The sequence below is a fragment of the Exiguobacterium sp. s36 genome (assembly GCF_018618345.1).
GTDB lineage: Bacteria > Bacillota > Bacilli > Exiguobacteriales > Exiguobacteriaceae > Exiguobacterium > Exiguobacterium chiriqhucha.
In genome coordinates this window covers 1-16181 of the sequence record NZ_JACSLW010000012.1, presented here as the reverse complement: position 1 = coordinate 16181, position 16181 = coordinate 1, and the positions used below count along the sequence as shown (strand labels likewise).

Here is a 16181-nt window from a genome sequence, read left to right as displayed (position 1 = left end):
CCAAAGTGAATGATTATTATAGAAAGCGTGAACTATTAAAAAAGTCATTAAGGGAAATGTTCAACCCATTGCAAAATTTCAGAATCGTACTTACTTTCGGATGTTTTGTCCTACCGCTCATCAATTCTGAAATTGTCGCCTGATTCAACCCACCCTTTTGAATCACTTGATGAATCGTCATGTTGCGCTCTGCTGCGAGCTCTTTCATTCGCTCGATGATTGCCTCGTTCAACTCCACTTGCTCACCCCACGATCAAAGTACTCTCTTCATCACTTATTCTTTACGAACTCTTCTATCCCTCTACTCTAACATAATCTCTTGAAATCGAAACAATTGTCATTATTTTCTATAATCAAAGCATCACTTTTTGGTTATCTACACAACATGAATTATTGAGTAACTGTTATCTACAAGCCTTTATATAGAGCCGTTTCGACAAAAGGTGGCAAACTATAAAATTCTGACATATCAGAAAACTGATGACTAAATAGATTTTTCCTGTTATATTCTAAGCAACAAAAGGAAACATCTGTTTGGTCGCCGCTCTGGTTTACAGAAAGGGGAAGCCATATGTATCGATTCGGGGAGTGGTTGAAGGAGAACCGCCGGCTCTCGGGCTGGTCACAGGTCGAACTATCGGAGAAGACATTCGGAGAGATTTCACAGCCCGCCATCAGCCAGTATGAACAGAACCGCTCGGTGCCCTCAATCTCGGACATCGATCACCTGGCCCGTGCGTTCGGACACACGCTCGCGACGGTCCCGTGGGACGTCATCGACTTCGGATACGGAGCGAAGCGTTCCGTCACCAAGCTTGAGCGCCGCCGCTTCGACTTGAAAGAGCTACCGCAGGCCGACTCGGTCCGCACCTTCGACGGGAAGACGTATGAACTGCATGGCTTCATCGGCATCGAAAAAGGAAGCGGAGAGGCAGTGGAACTGACACAACTCTATTACCGGATCCGTACCGTCGTCAGCGATGCCCACGTGCTCGCCAAACGGAAGAACCCGGACGACGAGCTCGTCCACGTCAAGAAACGAAAAAACGTTCGACAATAACCGACACCGGCGCAACAGCACATCCTTAAGGATGGTCTCCTCCAATCACATACCGGCGTGTCCCTCATCAGTGACCGGGTGGGCGGGATCTACGCACAGATGGTTCGGCGAGAATCTCCTAAAACTCGCCACAAGGTCACCATATCGTTCTGGGTCATCGAAAAACCCTGTACAGCTCCTTAGATTCATGAGGAGCGGAGTTCGTGGGGAAACGGCTAGAAACCCACCGCACCGAATCCGACTGTCCTTAATGATGTGCTGTTGCACATCACGAGATCAAGGGAAGGAAGTGTGTACTGTGGCATCAAAGGAACAGAAACAGAACCGTAGCTTCGCCGAGAAACTCTTACGTATCCGTGGGAAGGACTACGAGGAATGGCTCGACGAGCAACATCAACAGGTCATCCAGGACAACCAGGAACTCATTTTGGAGGCGCTCGAGGCGAAGCTCAGCTTCAAGTCGTCGGCGCACCAGGAATAAGGAGGGAACGATATGGGACTCAATGAGACAGGGCTCAGCTTGCTTCAGTTCTTCCAGGGGCTCGCCGTCATCGCTGCGGCCATCGCCTTCGCCATCGGGGGCTTCTATTTCATCTTCGGCGGGGATCGCGGCCGCTCGAAGGCGGTCGGTTGGCTCGTCGGGGGCGCCGTCGGCCTGATCATCGTCATGGGCGCGTTCACGCTCGCCGAGATGGTCGACCAAAACATCAAATTCTAATGCACACGCGCGCAGCGTTCCAATCGGAAGGCTTTTTTTGTTGCTTGAAACGAGAGGAGGAACGAGATGCTGTTTGTACGATTCACCGACGTGCCGGACACTCGGATTCAGAACTATGAGCGGCTCCCTTTCGCCGAGGCGGTCATCGCGACCCATGACCTGAACCAGGCACTCAGCGAGGAAGGGACGAGCTGTTCCGGTGACTTCCGGCTCTTCGACCAAAAAGACGAACTGCTCTATCGGGGGACGTTCACGTTCGGCACAGAAGGAACGTATCCGAACCTGTACCATCAAGTGAAGGACCGAGTACAACGGATCCGGACGAAGAAAGAGGACAACGCAAAAAAAATGTGGCTCCTCGACGAGATCGAGGCCGAGACACCTGAAGACTACAAGCGCTATTCCATCAAATCGAACCCGATTGTGTCGTCGACCTATCAGTCACGCCTGACCCGCCTGCAACGCCGCCTTATCTACGGGGCGGCCACGGCTGGGATTCTATTCACCTCTCTCTTCACTGCCGCGCAATGGTTCATCGATAAAGAGGCACACGCCGAACAGGGAATCGGTGGTGAACAGACGTGGCTGAATGCTTACGAGCAGGCGCTCCAAGGTGAGGAATCCTCACTAATCAATTTACTGGAACGAAAAGACCGGTCCGAGGAAGAGGATGCCCTATTAATCGACCTCTATCTGACGGAAGGAGAAGACCAGAAGGCGCTCGAGCTCATGGATGATCCCATCCTGATCGAGACGAAGCTGGCCAGGCTCGACCTATCCGATAAGGAGAAATTGGAACGGCTCCAGGAGTTCCAAGCGTCACATCCGACCGATGAGGGTGCGTTCGATATCGCCACACTGGAACGAGACCATGAGAACGTGGCCAATACGAAAGACGTAGAGTGGACTGCTCCCCGTGTCTCTTCGAAAGTGACCGCTTATCTCTATCTCGGGGACATCCAGTCCGCGAATGAGTGGGCATCAAAAACGAACGACCCTGACGTACAAGAACAAGTCGACACCTATCAAGACATAACGGCTATTATCAACGGACTGAACGAGAAACTGAAGAAAACCTCTAGTAAGGACACTTTGGCCCGTGAGAAGATTCAAGCCGCTATTGCTGCAGAAGAAGTTAAACTGCAAACAATTCTTTATTCAGATTAAGGTAGGTGAAATAATTGAGAACTCCGTCCCGATCACAACGATTTCCTATACGTCTGATCTTCCCCGCCCTGTTCTGCCTGTTAGTGTTGCCGACCGGGATTTTTTATCTGTTGAACGGGGTCTACAACATCATTCGACAAATCATGACCCCAATTCTAAAAGAAGGACTGTTGGCCGGAGCGGCGATTCCGACGCTCACGCCTTCCTTGTTCTTGGAGGTGAGTCTCCCCTCTTCGACTGTCTTGCTCGGGCTGATGGTGTTCAGCATACTGATCGGGCTGGTCGTGTTCGGCAAGATATGGCTGAACTTCCGGGATCTGCGGAAGGATCAGAAAGGGAGCGCCCGCTTCACCTCATTCGACGAACTGAAGCAACAGTATCGTCGCGTCCCGGACCGGAAGAAGCAATACAGCGGATCAGGCGGTGTCCCCGTCGGACGGATCAAGAACGAGCTGTTCGTCGATGACTCGCCCGTCAACAACCTCGTCATCGGGACGACCCGATCCGGGAAGGGCGAGACGTTCGTCTTCTCGACGATCGATCTGTACAGCCGGGCGCGTGATCAAGCGAGCCTGATCATCAACGACCCGAAAGGTGAGCTCTTCGCCGCCTCGAAGGAGACGCTCGAGCATCGCGGATATCAGGTTGAAGTGTTGAACCTGATGAACCCGCTCCAATCGATGTCGTACAACCTGTTACAACTGACAATCGATGCATTCCTAGAGGAGAACTACTCGCTCGCCCAACAGTATGCGCGCTCGGTCGCGTTCATGTTGTACCATGACCCGAAGGCGCGCGACCCGTTCTGGGCCAACTCGTCGATTGACCTGTGTACGGCGCTCATCCTCGGGCTCTGTGAGGAGGCGAAGGACACGCCGGAGAAGATCAACATGTACAACGTCGCGCTCATGCTCTCGGACTTAGGGTCACGGACGGTGGTCACGCGACAAGGTCAGGAGATTTCGGCACTCGACGAGTTCTTTCAGCGCTTCCCGGAGAATCATCCGGCCCGGCTCCAGTTCGCGACGCTCCACTTCTCGGGTGGCCAGACACGAGCAAGTATCCTGGCCAATACGAATGCAAAACTCGGGATCTTCACATTGAACGGGACCGGAAAGCTGACGTCGATGAACTCGCTCGACATGCGACGCATCGGCTTCAACCGCTGGATCAGTGGACGCGCGGAGCCTTTGACACGGCTCACGTTCATGTTCCCTGATGGGACGACCCATGCGCTCACGACCGATGACGATGGTAGCTTCATTATCTATCATACGTCGTCACTCCAAACTGGGGACGTCGTTCAAATCGCAACCTACTCAAGCACTGCGACGATCCAGCTGGAAACGCATGACGAGGAGAGTGGACGGTTCCACTACGCCATCGACGGGACGATACAGATCCGTGAGGTGATGCACCAGATGCGTCCCGTGGCGGTGTTCCTCATCGTCCCGGACTATGACCCGACCTTCAACGTCATTGCGTCACTCTATATCAAACAGGTGTACACGGCGCTCGCCCGGGTCGCCTCGCAGACGAAACACGGTAAATGCGAGCGTCAGGTCGTCTTCCTGCTCGACGAGTTCGGCAACATGCCACCGATCGAGGGTATGGCCAACATCATCACGGTCTGTCTCGGGCGCAACATGCGCTTCAACCTCGTGATCCAGGCCTATTCTCAGCTCGAGAACCTGTACGGTGAGGATTGGAAAACGATTGACGGCAACTGCGGGAACACGCACTATCTGTTGACCGCGGACGAGTCGACCGCCGAACTGATCTCGAAGAAGCTCGGTGAGGCGACCATCGTCACGAAATCCCGGTCCGGACAGACGTTCTCGCTCAAAAAATCGAAGACGGAGAACGTGGATGGCCGCCGGCTCATGACAGCGACCGAGGTCATGGGGCTGAAGGAAGGCGAGATGCTCATCATCCGTGTCATCAAGCGTCAGGACACGAAGAAACGACGCATCCAGTCGTACCCGATCTTCCTGAGCGGCAAGACGGCGATGAAGTACCGCTACGAATACCTGGCGGACGACTTCGACACGGACCGTTCCCTGCATGACATCGATATCCCCTGCCGTCACGCCGGTCTCGACTTTGAACAGATCCGTATCCATTTCGCGAAGAAAGAAGACGAAACGGAAATCAACGCTCCATCGAATCAGGAAGAAAAGACACTGACGGTACGTGACGTGCTGCAGGATAGCATCCTCCGCTCGATGTTCGAGGGTCATGACATCGGAGGAGTATCTCTCCCTGAGTTCGAGACGAACCTGAACTTAGGAGTTTACGACGTCACCGACAGCCAAAAGAGCTTTCTGAGCACGATGATCGCGAAGCGACTCGAGAAACTGAAGCAAGGCACACCGTAGAGAGGAGGCCGAACCCATGGCCGAGAGTGCGAGAGAGAAGCGAATCCAGAACGAATTGCGTGTCGTCGCGAGGATCATCGAGACGCAGCGCGTCCGTCTCGAACGGGGCGATGTGCTCAACATACAGACGACTGATGGCTTTCTGACCGTCTATCAGGACGACACCTCAGACACCCCGAAAACTGTTACACTAATAGATAAGTTCGACTTCCGCGTCAACCTGAAAGTCGCGGATCTATTGAAGTGGAAAATCGTCTGACGGAGGGGTAAACGTTATGAGGAAACTACTTGCGGGTACTTTAGGAATCAGCTTGTTTTTACTTGGAGCTTGCTCAAATTCCAATGAGTCTTTGGTTCAACGTGATATTGAACACGTTGAGAAGGTCATGACAGCCGAAGAGGATGATTATTTGCTGATTGTAAAAGAAGAAGATGGTGAATTCGAAGAGTTCGTTGAATTCGTAAAAGAGGTAGCGAACGAAGAGAACCAACAAGTCACGCTCTATAATACGTTTCAGCCAGATGGCGAGACACTTGTCGATCGTGGTAACTTTGAATACACTGACGAACTAAAAGGTGCCGTTTTATACTCTATTCAAGATGGAAACGTCACAGATGAAATCAATGTTGGCATGTTGACGGCGGACAATTACGAACAACAGTTAGCGGACTTCTTTACTAGGACTCAGTAGATTGGGGGTCTTTCAATGGCTGATTCCGATTTAATCACCAAATTACAGGAATACGAAGATGTACTCCAAATAAGTAGTATGGTCAATGACGCACTGCGCTCAATGGGATGGATTCTTGTCAGAGGACTATCAGTTTTGATTGACGGCCTTGAATCAATCATGGATCAAATCCTATTAACTAATACATTCTTCAATAATGAACAAGTGGTTGAATTCGTTCTTACGATTCAACCTTTTTTGTATGTTCTTTTAGCAGGGAGCTTCTTGTTTACTGGATACTTGTTAATTTTCCAAAAGAAATTTGAACGTGAGAGTTTTTTGATCAACCTGTTCATCACACTATTGATCTTAGGTTTACTTTCACCAACTATGAGCCGAATTCAGGAGTTCTCTGATGAAGCAATCGCAGAAATCGGAACAGATTCGCTTTACGACGGAGAAGCTTCATTATCTGAGAGTATCTTAAAACGGAATGTACATGATTTGATTGAGCACGATTCGAAGAACTTTGATGCTGCTACCGGCGAATCATTAAATGCCATTCCGACTGAGTTGATTGATAATATCCGAATCAATGAGATTTTCGACAAGAACAACTATGACTTATCGGCAACCGGAAACAAATTGGCCGAGTCCTATATTCTATGGAACGGAAAAGAGACAAGCCTCGGTAAACTCGATCAAGGTGGCGTCGAGTGGAACAACCAATATTACTACCGCTATCAGCCGAACTGGTTGACCATCTTCGTGACGCTCGGAATCATGGGCTTCACGTTGTTCTCAATCGCCTACAAACTGGCGCGCCTGTCGTTCGAGCTCGCCTTCAACTATGTCTTGGCGATCCTCGTCGCACCGGCCGACCTGCACAGTGGCCAAAAGACGAAAAAGGTCATCCAGAGCATTCTGAATACGTTCCTCGTGATCATCCTGATCTTCGTCTCCATCAAGTTGTATACGATTGGGACCGCCTATCTCGCGGAGACGTTGGACGGGTTCGCCTATCTAATCGCCCTCATCGCTTTCTCGGTCGCATTGATTGACGGACCGAACATGGTCGAGCGGCTGTTCGGGATCGATGCCGGGCTCAAACGGGGCTGGGGTGTCGCCCTCGGCACCTATGCCGCCGGGAAAGGCGTGACCTCGGCCGGTGCACACGCGGTCTCGAAAGTCGCGCGTGCCACACAAGGTGCACCGAAGATGCCATCGCTCCATGAAGCCGCGACGGCTCGGATGGATTCGAATGCCCTGCCGCAAAGGGATACACCGCTTGATGCGGCGAGCCAAGCTTCACAGCGGATGGACGCCGAGAGACAAAACGCTCCAGACAGTATCGCTCAAGCGAATCAAACCGCCAATCGCACGCAGATCGACCAAGAGAAACTGAAAAATCCGAAGGACGTTGCGCAACCAAACAACGGTCAAGAAGCAGAACTTGAAGCGCAAGGCTCTCCACACATGAACGAAGCGTCAGGTCGCACTTCTCCCGAATCGATTCATGCGACGAACCCTGAATCAAATACCGAACGTGAACCCGACCATCAAACAAGTTCATCGGAGACACAAAGACCGGAATCGATTCACGACCATTCAAGCTCTGGTCATTCTCCAGTCCCTACTTCGTCGACCATCGAACCGGTCACCGGGTCCATCGATGCCACATCCGGACCAGGTCGTCACAATGAATCGGTAGCCCGAAACGAAGTGTCGACACCGACACATCATGAGGCACCACATTCAAGCGACTCATCCCCGTCTTCATCATCTACGACGGGTTCGAATGATTCGGCAACAGAGAAACGCCAAGGACAAGCCCGACGGACCATCCATCAGGATACCATGATCGACGTCGAGACCGAGGTCATCGAACAGGTGCGTGAGAATCAGACACACCGCCATACGCATAACCATGAAGAGTCGCGACGGATCTATCCGACCTCGCCACCGAAACCTGACAACATGAAGAAAAAGGAGTGATGACCCATGCGCAAATACCGGATCCCGAACGAGGTCACGACCGAACTGAAGATCAACAAGATGCTCTACCTGCATGACTTCCTGTTCCTTGTTGGGCTCATCGTGCTCCGGCTCGTGACACTCCCGTTCATCCCTTCGGTGCTGCACATCCCGTTCACGGTCTTCCTCGTCGTCTTCGGGCTGTTCATGGTGCTCCGTCCGGCGACGAACCCGCAGAAGCGGATGGTCCATGCACTCTATTACGCACTCATCAAACGGAAAGACACCTATCTCGCGCTCGACGCGCACACGAAAGGACGTGATTGAGATGGCTTTCATTGAAGATACGCTACAGGGACCTAGACGAACGGGCACCTGGCTCGACGAACAGGACGTGGTCGAGAAACGGAAGGTCAAAGAAAAGGTCGTCGTCAAACCGACGGTCGCCGAACTGATGCCGGTCGTCGACATCACCGGAACGGAGGCGTTCGAGATGCGCGACGGAACCTATCTCGACATGGTCCAACTCACCTCGAAGGACATCTATTCCTTGAACGAGGAGGAAAAGGACCATGACGTGTTCTCACTCGCCTATCTCCTGCAGGCGTACACGCACCCGCTTAAGGTCGTGCCACTGAACACACCGCTCAATCTCGAGCGGCAGAAGATCAGCATCGAGCGACAGATTCGACAAAATCAGACACCGGCCTACCTGCCCTTCCTACTGAAAAAGAAGCAGGAGCTCGAATACCTCGAGGAGCATCGCACCAATCGCGATTATCTCCTCTTTTTTTATGCCGAAGACGAGCGGACGCTACGGGAACGCAAGACACACCTCTATAAACTGCTCCGACGCTCGAACCCGATGCGCGAGCTGACGCTCGACCAGAAGGTCCATGTACTCTACCAACTGAACAACCCGAACACGAAACCGCAACTCGACGCCTGAAGAAAGGAGTGACGCGCATGTGGCAGCGCCTACGTGCCAAGTTATCCAAACAACAGGACCCGGAGACCGTCAAGATCGAGAAAGGCTATAACCCCGACGTCATCGCCAAGATCCAGCCACAGGGTGGCATTAAGTTCGACGCCAACTTCGTCCGGCTCGGGGACGGCTACCTGTCCTGTCTCCATGTCTATAAATATCAGTCGCTCGTCTATGACTACTGGCTCGAACCGATTCTGAACATGCCGGGCGTCCTGACGACGCTCGACATCGGGACGGCCGACAAACGTGAAATCATCCAGACCATCAACAAGTCGATGGCCGAACAGAACACACGCTTCGAGAACGCGAAAGATAATATCGACCGCATCGACGCTCGGGAGACATATAAGGAGCTGAATGAGCTCTACGAACAGATCACCCAAGGCGAGACGATGAAATATCTGCATCTGCGCCTCTATGTGAAGGCGAAGACGCTCGATGCGCTCGAGGTGAAAGTACAGGAAGTGATGGAAGAACTCGAGGCCCGGAATTTCCGCTCGACGATCTTCCTGAACGAACAGGAATGGGAGTGGCAGAGCCTGTTCACAAGCTATGACCAACAACAAAAGCTCCCGAACCGGCGCCGTGGGAAAGAAATCCCGTCCCTCTCCATCGCCGGCGGCTATCCGTTCCACTTCACGTCGCTCCAGGACGCGACCGGCACGTATTACGGGACGACCGACACGAACGGAAGCGTCATCTTCGACCTATTCCACAAGGACAAACAACGCAAGTTCTATAACGCGCTCATGATCGGCAAGATGGGGTCCGGCAAATCGACATTATTGAAGAAGACCGTGCTCGATCAGGCGATCAAGGGTAACAAGATTCGCATCCTCGACGTCACGGGCGAGTTCTCGGACCTTGTGCGTCAGCTCGGCGGAAAAGAGATCGCGCTCGACGGATCGGCCGGGCTCATCAACCCGCTCCATGTCTATAAGACGGTGACGAACAACGATGGCAGCGCCAACGAGGCACTCTCGTTCATGCAGCATCTGTCAAAGATGGCCGTGTTCTATCACTACATCAACCCGGCGGCGACTCAGGAAGAGACGAACGAGTTCGAGATCCTGCTTCGCGATTTATACGTCCGGCACGGGCTCTGGGATGAACAAGGCGAACTGCCGATCACGACGCACCCGGCGAACCGGTACCCGACGTTCTCTGACTTCTTAAAACTCGTGCGTCGCGAGCTCTATACGGACGACACGCGCACCTCGATCAAGGAAGCCATCAGTCCGAACCGGGTGCGGCGTCTCGAGAACATCGAGCTCGCCGTCACGAACCTCGTCCATAACTACGGCAACATCTTCGACGGGCACTCCTCGATTGATCGGTTCGACGAAGAGCTCATCGTTTCGTTCCCGCTCCGGAACCTGACGAGCCTACGCGACGAGGTGTTCCAGGCGCAGGTGTTCTCCTTGATGAACATGCTGTGGGACGGGATGATTTCTAACGGCTCGAGTCAACTGAAAGCCTATAACCAGGGCGTGCTCCGGACCGAGGAAGCATGCAAGTACCTCATCGTCATCGACGAGGCACACCACTTAATCAACACGCGCGACATCGCGCAGCCGGCCATCCTGTATCTGCAACGCTGTATGCGCGAGGCGCGCAAGTACTTCGGCGGCATCTTCTTCGTGTCGCATCTGATCACCGACTTCGTGCCGGCCGGATCGAAGTCCGAGAACGCGGAGAACGTCAAGTCGCTCTTCCAGCTTACGCAATACAAGATCATCGGCGAACAGGACGCGGAGAGCATCCCAATCATCCAGACGGTGTTTGATGGCCAACTCTCGAATTCCGAGATGCGGATCATCCCCTCGCTCGAGACGGGGCGTGTCGTCCTCAGCATTTCCGGCGTGCAGAATCTCATCTTTGACGTCGATGTCGCACCCGAAGAACTCGTCTTGTTCGGTGGGGGTGCCTGATGTGGGCGGCCGCGAAACGGACGGCCCGCTTCGCCGTCACAGCGAAATGGCAGCTCGCGACGCTCAAGTGGCGGCTCATTCTGCTCGGCATCGCGACACTTGTCTTGTTCCTGGTCATCCTCGTTGTCGGAATCCTCGACACGCTCACAGGTGTCCAGAACGAACAACCGACCGACGTCCCGTTCGACACCGCCGGTGGTCTCCAAGTGAGCGACCAGGTGCTCCAATATCGGGGCTTGGTCGAATCGGAACTGTCGAAGCACGGACTGACCGAACAGACGAATCTCGTACTCGCGCTCATGATGCAGGAGAGCGGCGGACGCGGGAACGACCCGATGCAGGCGAGCGAATCGAAGTGTGGACGCATCGGATGCATCACCTCCCCCGAGGAGAGCATCGTCTACGGCGTCGAACATTTCGCGTCCGTCTTCGAACGAGCGAACCGCGACGTGCAGCTCACGCTACAGAGTTACAACTTCGGAGGCGGCTTTATTGACTATGTGCAACAGAACGGAGGACGGTACTCGAAAGAGCTCGCCATCTCGTTCTCCCAAATGATGTACCAACGCGTGAAACACACCGGCATCTACCGCTGTCATCGTCCGAGCGCGGTCCAGCACGGTGCCTGTTATGGGGACATCGAATACGTCGACGCGGTGTTGAAATACCTCGCGCCGATCGCCGTCGCCGACGGGGTCATCACGAAAGAACTGTTGTCGGGGTTACGTTCCCCGCTCGCCATCCCGCTCAACGTGACATCGCGTTTCGGGTGGCGCGTCGTCTTCGGACAACGGGATAACCACACCGGTATCGACTTCAGTTGCACCCCGTCCGACACGATCCACGCGGTCAAAAGTGGCACCGTCATCTATAGCGGGAACCGCGGACCGTACGGCAATCTCGTCCAAGTCCGACACGACAACTACATCACGGCGTACGCGCACCTGAGTCGTCTCGGCGTCCAGACCGGGCAACAGATCGACGCCGGGCAGGTGCTCGGGTACTGCGGCACGACCGGCCGTTCGAGCGGGAACCACCTACATTTCGAGATCAAGACGGGTGAATGGTCCGGTCATATCGACCCCGCCCCGGTCTTCGGATTTTGAGTCATGGATGTATGGAAAGGAGGAGGAAGAATGAACTTCACCGCACGTCACCTCGCGTATCTGTTCGGGGTACTGCTTCTTATTTCACTCGCGGCGAACGCCTTTTTCTATCAACAAGCGACGGCTGTCACGAGTATTTCAGACCCTAGTGAGACGAAAAATGAGAGCGTCACTTCCCTTGAATCGGCAACCTCCGAGGATACGTCAGCGGACACCGAACAAGTCGTCGCTTCAAAGGAGACGGAACGAATGGAGGAGCTGACGACACGCGCGACGCGCTTCGTCGAGTACGCCTTCACCATCACGAAGGACAGTTACACGACCCAGAAACGACAGGCGAAGGACGTCATGTCGGAGGAACTCGCGGCCACGCTCTTCGCCGCTGACGGCAGTGACGTCGGCACGTTCGAGACGACCGTCCGCAACATCGAGGTGTTTCCTTCTGTCTCCAGAGAAGATTGCCTCGTACGGTTCGAACAGCACCTGTGGATCACCGAGACGGGTTATGAAGAGACGACGCAAGAACTGTTGGCCCTGACGTTCGAGTCTATCGAAGGACGTTTGGTCGTCACCGAAATGGAAGACCTGACACCTGAAGGAGGAATCTAGATGCGACGACAAACACGACGGCGTCTCACCCAGAACGTCTCCCGGTTCTACCTCGTACTCGGCGTATTCTTTGTCGTCGGCTTCCTCTTTTTCGGTACCTCGTCGTTCTTCTTCGCCGAGGAGGCACCGGTCAATGAGACGCCGATCAACGAGGCAATCCGTCTCTCGAACGGGGAGACCGTGACGCTCCACGCGTCCAGTTACGATACGGAGGCCAAGACAATACGCATCCGACTCTCGCTCGATGAAGCACCAGGTAACACGAACGATCATCTCTTCCGCTATGTCTATAAGGCACGTCCGGATTCCGAGAAGGAAGTCATGGTGCTGTATGACCGGAACGATCAATACGTGCTCGAATTGAAAGATGTTCCGAGCGACTTCGACCAGCTCGCTGTCCGGATTTACGGATTGGATGAGTCACAATCGATCGACACACTCGCATCCGAGGAACGGGAGAACAGTCTTTTGACGTCACTCTATGCCGACCGCCGGACCATCCAACAGGCGAGCCACACATCATCTGACGAGACAACTTTCACGAGACTATTCGTCGAGGACGAGCTCGCGGAGACCGAACGGCATTTGGAAACAGCACAGCAGTCAGTCGAAGCACAACGGCAACAAATCGAGCGACTCGACCGTGACAAAGAGGAACTCGAAGACGAACTTCCCTACCTCTCGCTCGACGAACAGGTCGAACAGGAGAACGAGATTTTCGACCTCGGCCGGAAGCGTGACGAGCTCACACTAGAACTTGAAAAGCTCGAACAGTCGGTCGTAGCGCTCGAAGAAAAGCACGACAAGTTGCGTGTTCGGCTCCGGGAACTATCGATTTAAGTGGCACATTTCGTGCCAAATCGCTGGTTTTACTGGCACATTTCGTTCCGTTTTCGGACTTTTGGTGATATCACGGAAACCCCAGGCTCTGCCTGGGCTATCACGACAAGTGATAGCAGTTTCCCCTTATGCTCTTTGAACGAACTTTTAGGACCTCGGCAATATACAGCCTCTAGAAAGGTGGTCAGGCAGATGGATCTGTTACTCCGCGACATTGACCCCGTCATCGTGAAGCAAATCGATGAATGGGCGAAGGAACACAACCGCTCCCGGCAACAATACTTGAAAGAACTGCTCGCCTCCTGGTGTGCGAACGGCATCCAATCGACACAGGTCGAGCGGCTCGAACGACAGCTCGAGGCGAACACGCTCCACCTGAAACGGAGCGCAGACGAGCTCGCCGAAGTGACCCGTTTGTTGAACGAGGTGATGCAGGATGCGTGAGACACCGGGTGTCGTCATCAAGTCGAAGTTCAAGGTGCCGAGCACAAAAAAGAAGTCACGTCGCTACACGACATACCTCGATTACATCAATCGACCGGATGCGAAAGACAGCCCCGATCAGTTCGAGACGTATCACGACTATATGGAAGACGAGACGAAATCGAGCGGTCTCTTCACACGCGAGGACGACCGGTTGGACCAAGAAAAGCGTCGCACCGTCCGTGACATCTTCAAACACGCACAAGCGGACGGGAGCATCCTCTGGCAGGACGTCATCTCGTTCGATAACGCCTGGCTACGGGAGACCGGTGTGCTCCACGATGACCTCGTCGACGAGAAACGGTTGATCCAGGCGACACGGAACGCGGTCGAGGCGATGCTCCAAAAAGAAAAGATGGTCCATGCCTACTGGACCGGCGCCGTGCATTACAACACCGACAACATCCACGTGCATGTCGCCATCGTCGAGACGAGCCATATGCGCGAGCGCGGCAAACGCAAACCAAAATCGATCGAGCTGATGAAGTCGAAGGTCATCCATTCCCTCGCCGACCGGACGAAAGAACAGGAGAAACTGAATGCGTTCATAAGAGACGAACTGGTCGCCCATAAACGGAACCGGAAGATTCCAACGCTCCCGAACCGTGTCCTGCATCCCGAGCTCGTCCGTCAATTCAAGGACATCTATGAGCGGTTGCCGGAAGACAAACGACAGTGGCGCTACAACATGAACGGGATGCAGCCGCTCCGTGAATCGCTCGATCATCTGACCGACCGCTATATCGCCATTCACTTCAAATCAGAGTTCCAAGCCTTCAACGAGCGGCTCGAACAGGAGGTAGCGTTCCATCATCGCAGCTACGGCGACACGGAGAAGGCCGAGCATTACCGGACGACGAAGCGACAGGATCTCTACACCCGGATGGGGAATGCCATCCTCGCTGAGATGCGAGACTTGTCAAAGGAACAAACGATAGTTGAGAAAAATGGAGCCCCAAAACATCCGGTCAGACGTGCATTCAACCAACAAAAGCTATTCAACGAATCGCTGTACCGGATTGGACGGCACATGAACGACGAATTCGAACACCTGAAGAATCAACGGGCTTTCGAACAGTTGGAACGGGACATCGAATATGGAAAGTGAGGGAGGACGATGGAAGAGTTGAGACAAATCCGTCTCCGATTAAAGCCGGAGACGGTCGCGTATTTGGAGGAGTTCGCCGACGACAAACGCTTCGGCCATCTCGGTCAGGTCATCGACCATATCGCAGACGAGCATAAACAACTGGCTGACGGGAAGTGGGACATGCAGTTCCTCACCCGCTCGATCAGCACGCAGGTTACAAGTCATATCGAGGAGTTAATGAACAAGCAGGTGTCGACGGAACTCGAGCGGATCCGACTCGCCGCGAACCGTTCCGATCGCCACGGGCAGATCCTGACAGAGCTTCTGCAGGCGCTGATGCAGACCGAGGGCATCGAGGACATCATGACGACGGATCAATTCAAGCCGACGTTTCTCGCGACGGCGGAACGCATCGTCCAGGAGCGCATTGAACACCAAAAACAGAAGAAGGACACATTAACTTTTGAGAGAGGATGAATCCTATGCGACCACTTGACCGTCCCTTCACGATGGGACAACTGTTGACGCTTCAACCCGATACTGTCACGATCCTCATCTATGGAAAACGGTACGACATCCCGGTGTCCGCTTCCGAGCACCAACTTCTGACCGCCATCGCACAAGACGAGATCGTCTTGCTTCCAGTCAATTTCGAGCGGACAGGATTGTTACTCGACATCTCGGAAACGTTGCCTCAACTTGAACGTGAACTGAATGAATTTGCGGATAGTGATGAATCTATCACCGACTTGTTGAAGGAAGGAGTCTGACACAATGGCCAAAATGAAGACGAACGAAGAACGAAAGGCCGAGCTCGAGGCCTTGACCGAACAGATGGGAAAACAGATCGACAGCTACTTCGAGAGTCCGGAGAAAATCCGGGAGCATCTACAGTTCCTCGGCAAGTTCCATCAATACTCGATGCGGAACGCGGTCTTAATCGAGTCACAGTTCCCTGGCGCGGTCGCGATCGGTTCTTATCCGTTCTGGGAGAAGCAAGGCGCGCAGGTCCAAAAAGGTGAGCGTGGCATCAAAGTGTTCGTCCCGAACCCGGTGACGTACGCCCTGCATAAAGACGAATGGGTACCGCTCAGCAAGGCACCGAAGCCAATCAAGGACGGCGTGAAACAAGGACGCATCCCGTCACGCAAGATGATGTACTTCAA

Annotated in this window: 20 protein-coding genes; 19 read left to right on the top strand and 1 reads right to left on the bottom strand. The window is 53.7% G+C overall.

Annotated elements, in window-relative coordinates:
• Positions 1-16: 16 nt before the first annotated feature.
• Complete coding sequence (locus tag KNP95_RS16260; RefSeq protein ID WP_214838233.1) at positions 17-208, bottom strand: helix-turn-helix domain-containing protein; 192 nt, start codon at positions 206-208, stop codon at positions 17-19.
• Between the two features lie 363 nt (positions 209-571).
• Between KNP95_RS16260 and KNP95_RS16280 the strand changes: the two genes are divergently transcribed.
• From KNP95_RS16280 to KNP95_RS15240, 19 genes are all read left to right on the top strand, one after another.
• On the top strand, positions 572-1060 hold the full coding sequence (locus KNP95_RS16280; protein WP_214838230.1) for a helix-turn-helix domain-containing protein: 489 nt from the start codon (positions 572-574) through the stop codon (positions 1058-1060).
• A 298-nt stretch (positions 1061-1358) separates the two neighbouring features.
• Complete coding sequence (locus KNP95_RS15325; RefSeq protein ID WP_214838227.1) at positions 1359-1541, top strand: hypothetical protein; 183 nt, start codon at positions 1359-1361, stop codon at positions 1539-1541.
• Positions 1542-1553: 12 nt separating this feature from the next.
• Positions 1554-1778 carry a hypothetical protein gene (locus KNP95_RS15320; protein WP_012390467.1) on the top strand — a complete coding sequence of 75 codons (225 nt, stop codon included), beginning with the start codon at positions 1554-1556 and terminating at the stop codon, positions 1776-1778.
• Positions 1779-1844: 66 nt separating this feature from the next.
• The gene (locus KNP95_RS15315; protein WP_214838224.1) at positions 1845-2945 is read left to right on the top strand and encodes a hypothetical protein; all 1101 of its coding nucleotides are present in this window, start codon (positions 1845-1847) and stop codon (positions 2943-2945) included.
• 110 nt (positions 2946-3055) lie between these two features.
• Positions 3056-5323, top strand: a complete 2268-nt coding sequence (locus KNP95_RS15310; RefSeq protein ID WP_214838220.1) for a VirD4-like conjugal transfer protein, CD1115 family — start codon at positions 3056-3058, stop codon at positions 5321-5323.
• Positions 5324-5339: 16 nt separating this feature from the next.
• The gene (locus KNP95_RS15305; RefSeq protein WP_029336105.1) at positions 5340-5582 is read left to right on the top strand and encodes a hypothetical protein; all 243 of its coding nucleotides are present in this window, start codon (positions 5340-5342) and stop codon (positions 5580-5582) included.
• Between the two features lie 16 nt (positions 5583-5598).
• Positions 5599-6015, top strand: a complete 417-nt coding sequence (locus KNP95_RS15300; RefSeq protein ID WP_214838218.1) for a hypothetical protein — start codon at positions 5599-5601, stop codon at positions 6013-6015.
• Between the two features lie 15 nt (positions 6016-6030).
• Positions 6031-7989 (top strand): pLS20_p028 family conjugation system transmembrane protein, encoded by a 1959-nt coding sequence (locus KNP95_RS15295; protein WP_353049002.1) that lies wholly within the window; start codon positions 6031-6033, stop codon positions 7987-7989.
• Between the two features lie 6 nt (positions 7990-7995).
• Positions 7996-8295, top strand: coding sequence for a DUF5592 family protein (locus KNP95_RS15290; protein ID WP_029336108.1), 300 nt, complete (start codon positions 7996-7998; stop codon positions 8293-8295).
• A 1-nt stretch (position 8296) separates the two neighbouring features.
• Complete coding sequence (locus tag KNP95_RS15285) at positions 8297-8917, top strand: hypothetical protein (RefSeq protein WP_214838214.1); 621 nt, start codon at positions 8297-8299, stop codon at positions 8915-8917.
• Between the two features lie 17 nt (positions 8918-8934).
• Positions 8935-10887: a VirB4 family type IV secretion system protein gene (locus tag KNP95_RS15280; RefSeq protein WP_214838212.1), complete on the top strand. Its 1953-nt coding sequence runs from the start codon at positions 8935-8937 to the stop codon at positions 10885-10887.
• On the top strand, positions 10887-11993 hold the full coding sequence (locus KNP95_RS15275) for a lysozyme family protein (protein WP_214838210.1): 1107 nt from the start codon (positions 10887-10889) through the stop codon (positions 11991-11993). Before KNP95_RS15280 ends, KNP95_RS15275 begins: the two co-directional genes overlap by 1 nt.
• Before the next feature lie 30 nt (positions 11994-12023).
• Complete coding sequence (locus tag KNP95_RS15270) at positions 12024-12602, top strand: hypothetical protein (protein ID WP_214838208.1); 579 nt, start codon at positions 12024-12026, stop codon at positions 12600-12602.
• Positions 12603-13442, top strand: a complete 840-nt coding sequence (locus KNP95_RS15265) for a hypothetical protein (RefSeq protein ID WP_214838205.1) — start codon at positions 12603-12605, stop codon at positions 13440-13442.
• A 192-nt stretch (positions 13443-13634) separates the two neighbouring features.
• Complete coding sequence (locus KNP95_RS15260; RefSeq protein WP_029596487.1) at positions 13635-13886, top strand: hypothetical protein; 252 nt, start codon at positions 13635-13637, stop codon at positions 13884-13886.
• On the top strand, positions 13879-15033 hold the full coding sequence (gene mobP2, locus KNP95_RS15255; RefSeq protein WP_214838202.1) for a MobP2 family relaxase: 1155 nt from the start codon (positions 13879-13881) through the stop codon (positions 15031-15033). The genes KNP95_RS15260 and mobP2 overlap by 8 nt, the downstream gene beginning before the upstream one ends.
• 9 nt (positions 15034-15042) lie before the next feature.
• Positions 15043-15492, top strand: coding sequence for a hypothetical protein (locus KNP95_RS15250; protein ID WP_214838200.1), 450 nt, complete (start codon positions 15043-15045; stop codon positions 15490-15492).
• A gap of 5 nt (positions 15493-15497) precedes the next feature.
• The gene (locus KNP95_RS15245) at positions 15498-15785 is read left to right on the top strand and encodes a hypothetical protein (RefSeq protein ID WP_214838197.1); all 288 of its coding nucleotides are present in this window, start codon (positions 15498-15500) and stop codon (positions 15783-15785) included.
• A gap of 4 nt (positions 15786-15789) precedes the next feature.
• Positions 15790-16181, top strand: a 392-nt coding sequence (locus KNP95_RS15240; protein ID WP_251138580.1) for an ArdC-like ssDNA-binding domain-containing protein, incomplete at its 3' end; no start/stop codon positions are given.